General features: G+C 71.7%; 6 protein-coding genes. 3 read left to right on the plus strand and 3 right to left on the minus strand.

Annotated elements, in window-relative coordinates:
• Nucleotides 1–193: 193 nt before the first annotated feature.
• Entirely contained in the window at nt 194–3703 is a 3510-nt protein-coding gene (locus tag VFV67_RS03370) for an ATP-binding protein (RefSeq protein WP_326467093.1), read from the plus strand.
• On the opposite strand, the gene VFV67_RS03375 is transcribed toward VFV67_RS03370, so the two are convergent.
• Both VFV67_RS03375 and VFV67_RS03380 read right to left on the minus strand, forming a co-directional pair.
• Nucleotides 3681–5285 carry an FAD-dependent oxidoreductase gene (locus VFV67_RS03375; protein ID WP_326467094.1) on the minus strand — a complete coding sequence of 535 codons (1605 nt, stop codon included), beginning with the start codon at nt 5283–5285 and terminating at the stop codon, nt 3681–3683. The two genes, VFV67_RS03370 and VFV67_RS03375, sit on opposite strands and share 23 nt — an antisense overlap.
• 380 nt (nt 5286–5665) lie before the next feature.
• Nucleotides 5666–7252: a Na+/H+ antiporter gene (locus VFV67_RS03380; protein ID WP_326467096.1), complete on the minus strand. Its 1587-nt coding sequence runs from the start codon at nt 7250–7252 to the stop codon at nt 5666–5668.
• A 246-nt stretch (nt 7253–7498) separates the two neighbouring features.
• Between VFV67_RS03380 and VFV67_RS03385 the strand changes: the two genes are divergently transcribed.
• Nucleotides 7499–8449, plus strand: coding sequence for a hypothetical protein (locus tag VFV67_RS03385; protein WP_326467098.1), 951 nt, complete (start codon nt 7499–7501; stop codon nt 8447–8449).
• A gap of 34 nt (nt 8450–8483) precedes the next feature.
• On the opposite strand, the gene VFV67_RS03390 is transcribed toward VFV67_RS03385, so the two are convergent.
• Nucleotides 8484–9323 (minus strand): helix-turn-helix transcriptional regulator, encoded by an 840-nt coding sequence (locus tag VFV67_RS03390; RefSeq protein WP_326467099.1) that lies wholly within the window; start codon nt 9321–9323, stop codon nt 8484–8486.
• Between the two features lie 301 nt (nt 9324–9624).
• On the opposite strand from VFV67_RS03390, the gene VFV67_RS03395 reads away from it, so the two are divergent.
• Complete coding sequence (locus VFV67_RS03395) at nt 9625–10968, plus strand: SidA/IucD/PvdA family monooxygenase (protein WP_326467100.1); 1344 nt, start codon at nt 9625–9627, stop codon at nt 10966–10968.
• Nucleotides 10969–11027 lie beyond the last annotated feature (59 nt).

Raw genomic sequence — 11027 nt, forward strand, 5'->3', positions numbered from 1 at the left:
ACGGTCCTGCGGGTGCTTCCGACGCTAGGAATCGGGTGCAGACCGCCCGCAGATCCGGCGCAGACCGGCTCCGATCGCGCGCCGGGCGAAGTGCCGACACAATCGGCCTCGCCGGCACCCGCCGGGACCCGCACGGAAGGCGTCAACCACGCGATCGCTGCACATCACGCTGACCGGGGAGATCTCGATCGAGGTGGACGGCGTCCCGGCCGGTCGTCGTCAGCTCCGCTCGCAGCAGGCCCGGGTCGTCCTCGCCATGCTCGTCCTCGAGCGCGCCCGGCCGGTCCGGCGCGAGGAGCTGTCGGCGCTGCTGTGGGGCGAGGAGCCGCCGCCGTCGTGGGAGTCGGTGCTGCGCACCGCGGTCGCGCGGGTGCGGGCCGCCTTCGAGGACGCGGGCCTTGACGGCCGGTCGTCCGTCCGCGCGACCTCCGGCTGCTACCAGCTCAGCCTGCCCGGGTGCACCGTGGTCGATCTGGAGGAGGCGGCGTTGGAGGTCGAGCACGCCATCGGGGCGCTGGCCGCGGGCCGCGCCGCCGAGGCGGTGGGACGCCTGGCTGAGGCGGACCGGATCACCGGACGGCCGCTGCTGCTCGAGGCCGACGGGGAGTGGATCAGGGAGCGCCGGGCCCGGCTGCGGGAGTTGCGCATCCGCGCGCTGCACGCCCTGTCCGAGGCCAGGCTCGCCGCCGGCCTGCCCGCCGATGCGGCGGTGGCGGCGCGGGAGGTCATCGACCTCGATCCGTTCCGGGAGTCGGCGCACCGGCTGCTCATGTCCGTCCTCGCCGGCGGCGGCAACCGGGCCCAGGCTCTCGTGGCCTACGAGCAGTGTCGTCAACTGCTCGCCGCCGAGCTGGGCACGGACCCGTCCCCGGAAACCGAGGCCCTGTTTCTCGACCTGCTGCACGCCGAGCCGGGGCCGGGCGGCCGGACATCGGGCGGTCCCGGCCTCCCGGCCCGGCTGGGCACCGAGAGCGGCGGGCTGCTCGTCGGGCGGGTCCACGAGCTCGAGGCGGTCCGCAGGCGCCTGGCCCCGGCCCGGCCCGGCCCGCCGGCCATCGTGCTGGTCGCGGGGGAGGCGGGCATGGGCAAGACGGCGCTCGTCGCGCATGCCGCCCGCGAGGCCGACGCGGCCGGTGCGCTCGTCCTCTACGGGCGCTGCGACGAGCAGGTGACGCTCGCCTACCGGCCGGTCGTCGAGGGCCTCACGCAGCTCGCCGCCCACCTGCCCGCGGAGCTCGTCGCCGATCACCTCGGCGTGTACGGCACCGGTTTGCTGCGCCTGGTTCCCGAGCTGCGCCCGCGGGCCGCACTGGCCGGGTCCGGCCAGGGCACCGATCCGCAGACCGAGCGCCACCTGCTGTTCCGTGCCGTCACCGCGCTGCTGACCAGGGCCGCGGCGGACCGGCCGGTGCTGCTGGTCGTCGACGACCTGCACTGGGCGGACAAACCGTCCCTGCTGCTGCTGCGCTACCTGGCGACCGCCGCCGAACCGAGCCGGCTGGCGTTGGTGGTCACCTACCGCGACACCGAGCTCGCCGCCGGTGGTGCCGCGGCGGGCACGGTCCACGAGCTGCTTCGCCAGCCGGACGCCGTGCGGCTGGCGCTCACCGGGCTGGCCGACCAGGACCTGGTGCCGCTCGTGGAGTCGGCCGCGGGCCGCAGGCTCGGCGGCGACGCGGTCGGCTGGGCCCACGCCGTCGGCCGCGAGTCGGGGGGCAACCCGTTCTTCGCCCGCGAGCTGCTGCGGCACCTGGCCGACCGGTTCGCCGCCGGCCCGGCCTCCGCCGGCTGGACGGCGTCCGGGCCCGGCGCGGCGGTGGGCCTCGGCCTGCCGGAGACGGTCCGCGAGGTGGTGATCCGGCGGGTGGACCGGCTCGGTGAGCGCGCCGCTGGTGTGCTGACCCAGGCCGCCGTCCTGGGCCAGGACTTCGATCTGGTCACCCTCGCCCAGGTGGTCGGTGCCGGCGAGGACGAGGTGCTCGACGACCTCGACCTCGGGATCGCCGCCGGCCTGCTCGTCGAGCTGCCGGGCGATGCCGGGAACTTCGCCTTCGGTCATGCGCTCGTCCAGCGCACCCTCTACGAGCAGGTCGGCGTGACCCGCAGGCGGCGACTGCACCGGCGGGTGGCCCAATCGATGGAGGTGGGGGCACCGGGTGCCGGCGGCGCGCGGACCGGTGAGCTGGCCCGGCACTGGCTGCTCGGTCACCGGCCGGACGAGGCTCGCCACGCCGCCGACTGGGCCCGCCGCGCGGGCGAGCACGCCCTGTCCAACCTGGCCCCCGACCAGGCCCTGCGGTGGTTCCGCGAGGCCGTCGCCCGGCTCGGCGAGGCGACCGGCGACGGGCTGCACATCGATGTGCTGATCGGGCTCGGCGAGGCCCAGCGGGGTGTGGGTGACCAGGGCTACCGCGAGACGCTGCTGACCGCCGGGCGGCTCGCGGAGTCGGCCGGGGACACCGACCGGCTGGTGCGTGCCGTGGTCGCCAACAACCGGGGCTCGGTCTCCAGCAGCGGCCGGCTCGATGCCGAACGGGTGGCGCTCCTCGAGTCCGCGATGTCGGCCACCGGTGACCGCGCCCATCCCCAGCGTCCGCTGCTCGGCGCGACCCTGGCCGTCGAGCTGCTGGGCACCGTGGCGGCGCGGCGCAGGCGGCTGTTGGCCGACGAGGCGGTGCACGGCGCGCGCGAGCTGGGCGACCCGGACGTGCTGGGCCGGGTGCTGGCCATGCGCTTCGAGGCGACCTGGGCTCCCTCGACCCACCACCAGCGGCTGGCCGACAGCGCGGAGCTGGTCGGCCTCGCGGCCACGTCGCCCGACCGGCGGCTGCGCTTCCTCGCCGCCCGGCTGCGCAGCCTCGCCTGCTGGGAGAGCGGCCGCACGGTCGAGTCCGACGAGCACCTCGACGCCGAATGCCGCATCGCCGACGAGATCGGCGAGCCCTACCTGCGCTGGGTCGCGGCCCTGTCCCGGGCCGGACGCCTGCAGGCGTCGTCGCGGCACGCCGAGGCGGAGGCCGCGACCGGGGCGGCCCTGCGGATCGGGTCCGACGCGGGTGAGCCGGATGCCGTGCTCGCCCACGGCGCCCAGCTCCTGCATCTACGCCGCCAGCAGGGACGCGCCGACGAGCTGCTGCCCCTGTTGAGCGGCCTGCCGGCGTTCTCCGACTACGACCTGAGGCCGACCATCGCCCTCATCCACGCCGAGTCCGGCTCGCTCGCCGAGGCCCGCGCGGTCGCCGCGGACCTGCTCGACCACCCGGCGCCGCCGCCGGCCTCCCAACTCCAGGTGCAGGTGCTGTGCACGCTGGCGGCGGTCGCCGGCGCGGTGGCCGACGCCGCGGCGGCGGGCTGGCTCTACGACCGGTTGCGGCCGTGCGGCGGGCTTTTCCTGCTCAACCAGGTGGTCCGGGAGGGGCCGGTCGACCACCAGCTCGGACTGCTGGCCGCCGCGACCGGCGACCTGGCGGCCGCCGTGGACCATGCCGCGGCCGCCGTGCGCGCGGCCGCGGCGGTGCCGCTGCCGTACTGGGCCGCCGAGGCCCAGGTGGCCTTGGCGCGGGCCATGATGCGGCGCGCCGGACCGGGTGACGCGACGCGGGCCCGCCCGCTGTTGGAGTGCGCCGACGAGGCCGCCCGGCGGTTCGGCTTCGCGGGGACGCGGCGCAAGGTGGCGGCGGTCAGCGCTGGTGCAGCGACCTGACCGCCGCCAACCGGTGCTGCAGCGGCGCGTCCGGGAACATCACGTCGAGGTAGAAGATGAGAAACATGGCCACGGCGATGGGATGCGCCCCGGGGATGGGGTACTTCGCGCCGAAGGCGTAGTTGGCGATCGCCATCGCCGAGTCCAGGGCTCCCTCCTCGGAGTCGGTGGTCGTGTTGTTGCCGGCGAAGTAGACGTTGGTGTCTCGCTGTCCCGGATAGTCGAACCGGCCGAGGCCCTGGGCCAGGTGCAGGCTCGACTTCGGACCGCCCATGAACGATGCCGCCCACATGCCGTGGGTCCACGTCTGGCTGAACAGGACGCTGGCCGGGTCGGGCATCCGGGTGTTCTCGGCGGTGTCGCCGTACATCGTCAGGTAGAGGCCGTCGGCGGCGGGGTCGTCGAGAAGGTTCTTGAGGATGTAGGTGGTGAAGGTCCGGGCGAGGTCGTAACCCGGGGCCGCACGGGTGGGCGCGTAGTAGGCGGTGAACTGCAGCGTCTCGAGCTGCTCGGTCAGGTCGGGCGAGAGGATGGTCTCGTCGGTGTGGATGTAGCACGCGCCGGGGAGCAACGGCCACTGCGCCGGGTCGATGTAGGAGGCGTAGAGCTCGCGCCAGAGCGCGGCGTTGTGCGGGTTGTCCAGCAGCGCGGCGCAGGTCCACATGTCGGTGGTGAGGACGACCTTGTCGAACGTCTCCTCGTGCTCGCCCTGCGCGTCGGTCCAGACCACGTGCACCGGGTTGCCCGGAGTCTCCCGGTCCGTCCAGACCGCGGTGACCGTGGCGCCGAGGCGGACGTCGGCGGTCAGCGTCCGCTGTGCGAGGTCGCTCATGGTCTGCACCCACGTGGAGCTTCCAGGATCGAACCGCGCCCAGCCGGTGCCCGGCTTGGTGAACGCCGCCAGCGGCGTCGGCAGTCCGGGGATCGTCGCGAACAGCGGAACGACGTCGCCGAAGGTCACCTGGTCGAGGTCCGCGCTGCCGTAGCCGTTCATGATGCTCATGTAGGGCGAGACGAGGAAGTCCACGAACCGCTGCTGGTCGGCGAGCACGATCGGTGGGTCGGCGAAAAAGTCCGCCAGTGTCCGCTCGCCCCACCCCAGGAAAAGGGCTGCTTCGATGAAATCCTGGAAGCGAGCGGCGTCGGCGGCCATGTCCGCGTCGTAGAGCGCGAAGTTCGGACCGTGCTGGTATGCCGGAAAATTGCCCCAGTTGCGCGGCGCTCCCGTGTGCGGGTTACGGGGGAACGCACACGCCACCTCGAGCACGTCGAAGGGCGTCAGGCCCACCCGCTGCTGGAACTCGGGAAGACCGAGCATCGCCGCCACGTTGGGGTAGAGCATCGGCGCGACGAACTGTACGCCGATGTCGACAGGAATGGTCACACCGCGGTAGTCGATCGGCACGGTCATCGAGTGGCCGCCGAGCGCGGATCCATTGTGGAGCAAGGTTGCCTGCCACCGCTGGCAGACAACGGGATCCTGTGCAAGCGTCCACAGTAGAGCGGTCCCCGTCGCCCCACCGCCGACCACACAAGCCTTCGCCAATGCCAAAGCCTCTCCGATCCGTCCCGTTCGGAGCATAGCCTCACCCCGCCGGGCCGGCCGCCCGAACGTTTCGTACCCAAAGACCGAGTGTGCGGCTCGCCGGGGGCGTCGGCGAGCATCGGCCGTCCGGTCCAGAAGGTGGTTGGCATCAACGTGAGGCCGCGGCCGCGCAGCCGGATTCCCGGTGCTGGGGGGTGTCGATCTCCGGGCGGGCGTCGTGCCAGCGGGCGCCCGGCACGAGGTTGGTCAGCATGTCGACGGTTCCCTGCCGGGCCTGCCGCCGCGGCGTCCGGCATCCACGACGGAACAGGCCCCACCGTCGGCACCGAACCACGGGTTGGTCTCCCGGCGCGCCTGAGCACGCGTCAGGCCGTGCGTACCCGGGCGGGTCGGGCGTGCGAGCTGAGCTCGAGGCATTAGTCGAGGATCTCCCGGCGGGCCAGGCGGACCTCTTCGGTGTCCAGTTTGGACTGGATGAGTCGCAGCACGGTGTCGTCGATGTCGCGCTGGTCGCGCAGGCGCACGACGATGGCGCGCTTGTGGGCGATCAACTCCAGGCGCAGGGCGGTGTACTCGGCTTCGGCGCGCAGCAGCTGCTCGGTCTCGTCGGCGTCCGGGGCGGAGCTGACCACCTGCCGGTGGTGGTCGTACTCGGCGCGTACCCGGGTGAGTACCGGTTCGCTGGTCTGCAGCCGGGCGGCGATCTCCGGCAGTGCGGCGTAGGCGGACTCCGAGGCGGTCGCCTCGGCCAGCCGGCGCTCCTCGGCCAGCGCGGTGTCGGCGGGCAACCGGGCCCAGCGCACCACCGCCGGCAGCACCAGCGCCTGTAGCACCAGGGTGACCACGACGACGCCGGAGGTGATCAGCACGATCTGATCCCGGTCCGGGAACGGCGTGCCTGAGCTGGTCGTTTCCGGCACGGCCAGCGCGGCGGCCAACGACACCGCGCCACGGAACCCGCTCACCGCGCTGACCATCCGCTGCCGGGCGCCGACCCGGCGCAGTCGCTGCTGCGGGCGCCGGTCGATCATCCGGATCAGGTACGGCATGGTGTAGTTCCAGAGGAACCGGGTGCCGATCACGGCCGCCGAGACCAGCCCGATCGCGCCGAGTGCGGTGATCACCTCGGCCCGGTCCAGATCGCCGATCACCGCGTGCGCCTGCAGTCCGATGAGGACGAACAGCGCACCGTTGAGCACGAACGTGGCCAGCCGCCAGAATGCCTCGGCCTGCTGGCGGGTATCGGCCCGGACCAACCGCGGCCCGATCTGGCTCAACGTCAACCCGCACACCACGACCGCGAGCACCCCGGAGGCATGTACCGACTCGGCCAGCAGAAACGCGGTGAACGGGGTCAGCAGGCTGACCAGGTTCTCGTGCAACGGATTGTCCAACCGGCGCCGCGCCTGCACCGCCAGCCAGGCGGCCAGCAGCCCGGCCAGCGCACCCCCGGCGTAGGCCAGCAACACCCGCAGGCCGACCTGCCCGGCGTCGAACTCCACCTGGCCGGCGGTGACCGCCACGGCCACCCCGAAGATCACCAGCGCGGTGCCGTCGTTGATCAGGCTCTCGGCCCGCAGGACCGTCATGGTCCGCCGGGGCAGCGCCCGCGCGATCACCCCGACCGCGGTGGCGTCGGTCGGCGCCACCGCGGCGCCGAGCACCCACGCCGGCCCCCAGCCCAACCCCAACTCATGGGCGACCACCGCCACCACCGCCGCGGTGGCCACCACCAACGCGGTGCTCGCCAGCACGATCGGCCGCAAGTTGCTGCGGATCTCCCGCAACGAGGTGGTCAGGCTCTCCCAGTACAGCAGCGCCGGCAGGAACAGCAGCAGCATCACCTCCGGCGGCAGGCTGATCCCCCGCAACGCCGGAACGAACCCCACCAGCACACCGAAGGCCAGCAGCAGCACCGGCGGCGCGACCCGCAACCGCTCCGCGGCCACACTGCACACCAGCACCGCCACCCCCAGCACAACGACAAGCTCCAGTCCCAGCAAGGCACCCCTCCCGACCCGACACCCCGATCATCACGGCATCGTCGAACAACGCCGGGCGGTGCACAAATCATCCGGGACGCCGCGGATCCGGCCGCCGATCCTGTGCCCGGTCGACGGGCTGCGCCCGGCGACGCCGACCGCAGCCGGCGGTCGGCCGGGTCCGGCCAATGGCCCGTTTCGGACAGGTGGTGTCCGATGCGCGCACGTACGTTGGCGGCGTAAGCGGGCTATTGAGGGGGAACGTAGATGAAACGCTTTACGGTTTCACTGGCGCGCGGCCGGGTTCGCGTGTTTTTTGCGGTACTGCTCATCGGGCCGGTGATTTTCGCACCGAAAGCGGTTGCCGATGAGGATTGTGACCCCCGGCACATCTTCGCCGTAGACGCACGGTCCGGGCATCTGATGGAGATGCCGTTCTGTTCGGCAACCGGAGAATTCGGCCCGAAAACCGACGTCGACGCCGGAGATTGGCGACCGTATTCGCACGTCTTCGCGGTCGACGCGGGCCCGGCCACCCTGGTTTACGCCACGACGCCGGCCGGCGAGTTGTGGTGGCGGCGGCAGGAACGAGCCGGCACGGTATTGAAGGCACCCGTTCGGGTCGGCGTTTCGATCAATTGGGCGCAGTCCGTGGTATTCGCCTCGGCGCCGGGTTACCTGCATATCGGTGAGTACGGCCGCTCGCTGCGCACCTACCGGCAACCCGACTGGGCGTCGGGCGGCGAGCCGATGTCGGAAACGGACAGCCTCTTCGATACGTTTCGTGGTCCGCTGGTTACCGGGTTGACCGCCCGGGGATTCGCCACAGGTTTCTGGAACGGCACGAACTATCGACTGTGGCGGGACCCGCTTTACGGGTACCAGGACATCTGGTACCCGAGCGGCCGGGTGCCGTTCGGGGTGAGTGGTGTGGTCGGCGACGGCTACTGGCTGTTCGGCGTCCACCCCAGCGGCGAAATCATGCTCATGGCACAGCCGCCGGACGGCCCGACCAGCCCACCGCAGTGTCTGCTCTTCGATACCAACAACTGGCGGGTGCACCGGGTCGTCCCTGGCACGTTCGGGCGGGTGATCGTCCCGGTCGCCGCCGACGGCGGAACGGCGGTTCCGGCGGTCGCACCGCCACCGGCCCGGACCTCGACGCCGGTTCGGCTGTGTGCCCCGGTGCAGTTGTCGCTGCCGTGGGAATGGCAGTAACCCCAGGGGATCCGCGGTCCGGGGCGGCGGGTGCTCAGTCCACCCAGCCGTCCCGGACCGCGGCAACGGCCAGCGTGACCCGGTTGCTCGCACCGAAGATCTCCAGCAGCGCCCCCACGTGCCGGCGCACGGTTCGTTCGCTGATGCCGAGATGCCGTGCGATCGCGGTGTCCGTCATTCCGGTCAGGACCAGGCGCAACACCTGGTCCTGCTCCGGCGGAAACCGGGACGGCTTGCCGTCCATCGACACCGATCTGTTCCACAGCAGCTCGAAGTAGGTCCGGAACGCCGCGGTGATCACCGGGGCCCGGACCAGCAGTGCGCCCTCCATCCCGGTCGGCCCGAGCGGCAGCAGCGCCGCCCGCTCGTCGACCAGCACCATCTTCATCGGCAACTCCGGGCAGACCCGGCACTGCCAGCCCGCGTCCAGACTGGTGCGCAGCATGTCCTGCGCGCCGGTCACCTCCAACGCGGCGCGGGTGTAGATGTTGCGGAACCGGACCCCGCGTTCGAGCACCTCGGCCGGCGGCCGGCGGGCCGAGCGCGGGTCCGGCGGCCGGGTGAACCGACCGGTCTCCAGGCTGGCCACATCGTGCTGCGCCGACAGGCACAGCTCCACCGACAGCGCGCTGATCTCGTCCCGGTCGGTGATCACCCGCACCAGGTCCGGCGAGTCCTCCACCGGGTGCGTTGCGGACAAATAGGTTTGTTGCAGCGCCTGCATCTCGTCGCGCAAGCGCAGCAACGTCTGGTATTGGTCGAGGATCACCCGCTGTCTGGTGAGGATCGCGTTGTCGACCGCCCTGATCGGCTCGACCGGCATGAGTACCGGCCGGTCGACGTACCGTTCACGCGCGAATCCCTTATCGACCAATTCACGCACAGCATCGGCGCCTAGCACATCCGTCTGATCCGCGAGCGGTACGCCGCCGGTGACGATTAGCCGCTCGTAGAGCCGCACCGCCGGCTCTGAGAGTACACTGGTCAGCCCCGTTCTCATTTGCCCCTGCCTGGTTCCGAGGCCGCCGCGACCGCGAGTGTACCCCCTTGTGGCCGGATCCGGCCATTGGCCCGATCCGGATTGCGCAACGGCCCGGATCGGGCCGCCGCCGCGATTAGGCTGGCGGCCGAATTCCTCGAAACACAACCACTATTCGGAAAACGATGGAGCATGCATGCCCGCACGGGGAGACAGCTGGTATGACGTGGTGGGAATCGGATTCGGACCGGCGAACATCGCGTTGGCAATCGCACTCGAAGAGTTGTGGCCGCAGGCGCGGGTAAAGTTTCTGGAAAAGGAGTCCGGACCCTGTTGGCAGCCGGCCATGCTGCTCGACGGCGCCGATATCCAGAACAACCCGGTGCGGGACCTGGTGACGCCACGGAATCCGCGCAGCCGCTACACGTTCGTCAACTATCTGCACGAGAACGGCCGGCTGTTCAGGTATCTGAACCTGCCCGACCACTATCCGCTGCGCAAGGAGTATGCGCGGTACGTCCAGTGGGTGGCCAATCATGTGCCGGCCGACGTGGACTACGCCATGGAGGTCGCCGCGGTGCGGCTGACCGGGCCGGACGGCGGGCACCCGGCGGTCGAGGTCGAGACGGCCGGCGGCGAGCTGATCCGCGCCGGCGCGGTGGTGATCGCCACCGGGCGCTCGGCCTACGTCCCCCCGGTCTTCGCCGGGCTCGTCGGGCCGGACGTGCTGCACTCGTCCACGTACCTGGACGGGATCGCCGGCCTGCCCGCCGACCATGACGGCACCCTGGCCGTGGTCGGCGCGAGCCAGAGCTCCATCGAGATCGTGCTGGATCTGGCCGCGCGATTCCCGCGGGCGAAGATCGTCAACATCATGACCGCCTTCGGCTACCGGCTGAAGGACACCAGCCCGTTCTCCGAAGAGGTGTACTTCCCGGAGTTCGTCGACTACTACTTTCACGCCTCGCCGGCCGGCAAGGACCGGTTGCGCACCCAGCTGCGGCCGACCAACTACTCCTCGGCCGACCGGGACGTGATCGACCGGCTCTACTCGCTGATGTACGAGGACGAGCTGGACGGCCGCAACCGGGTCACGATGCGCACCAACCAGTACATCGATGGCGCGTGGCGCTCGTCCGGTCCGGTCACGATCTCGATGACCGAACAGATCACCGGCGAGCGGGAGCGGATCACGGCGGACCGGGTGGTCCTGGCCACCGGCTACCGCGACCTCGGCGGGCACGACCGCGCCGAGCGCGTTCCGGCGCTGCTCGCCGGGCTGGCCGGGGTGCTGCGGATCGACGACGAGCTGGGGCTGTCGGTCGGCCTGGACTACCGGGTCGGCACCGAGCCCGGCGTGCCGCCGATCTACGTCAACGGCCTCTGCGAGACCAGCCACGGGCTCGGCGACGCCGGGTCGTTCAGCCTGCTTGCCCTGCGCTCCAAGGCAATCACCGAGAGCCTGCACGTCGCATTGGCCACCGCCGGCCGCAACGGCGCACCGGGTCATGCGGCGCTGGCCGGAAAGGAGGCGTCATGACACCCCTTGTGTCAACGCCAAGCCGCCGCTGGGCGCGGAGCCTGTTCGAGCCGGGTGGC

Source organism: Actinophytocola sp. (genome assembly GCF_035762905.1).
GTDB lineage: Bacteria > Actinomycetota > Actinomycetes > Mycobacteriales > Pseudonocardiaceae > DASYTH01.

Bases quoted from the DNA above. Each gene is read 5' to 3' on its own strand.
- VFV67_RS03375 (WP_326467094.1), bottom strand. From the start codon at position 5,285: ATGCTCCGAACGGGACGGATCGGAGAGGCTTTGGCATTGGCGAAGGCT.
- VFV67_RS03385 (WP_326467098.1), top strand. From the start codon at position 7,499: ATGAAACGCTTTACGGTTTCACTGGCGCGCGGCCGGGTTCGCGTGTTT.
- VFV67_RS03395 (WP_326467100.1), top strand. From the start codon at position 9,625: ATGCCCGCACGGGGAGACAGCTGGTATGACGTGGTGGGAATCGGATTC.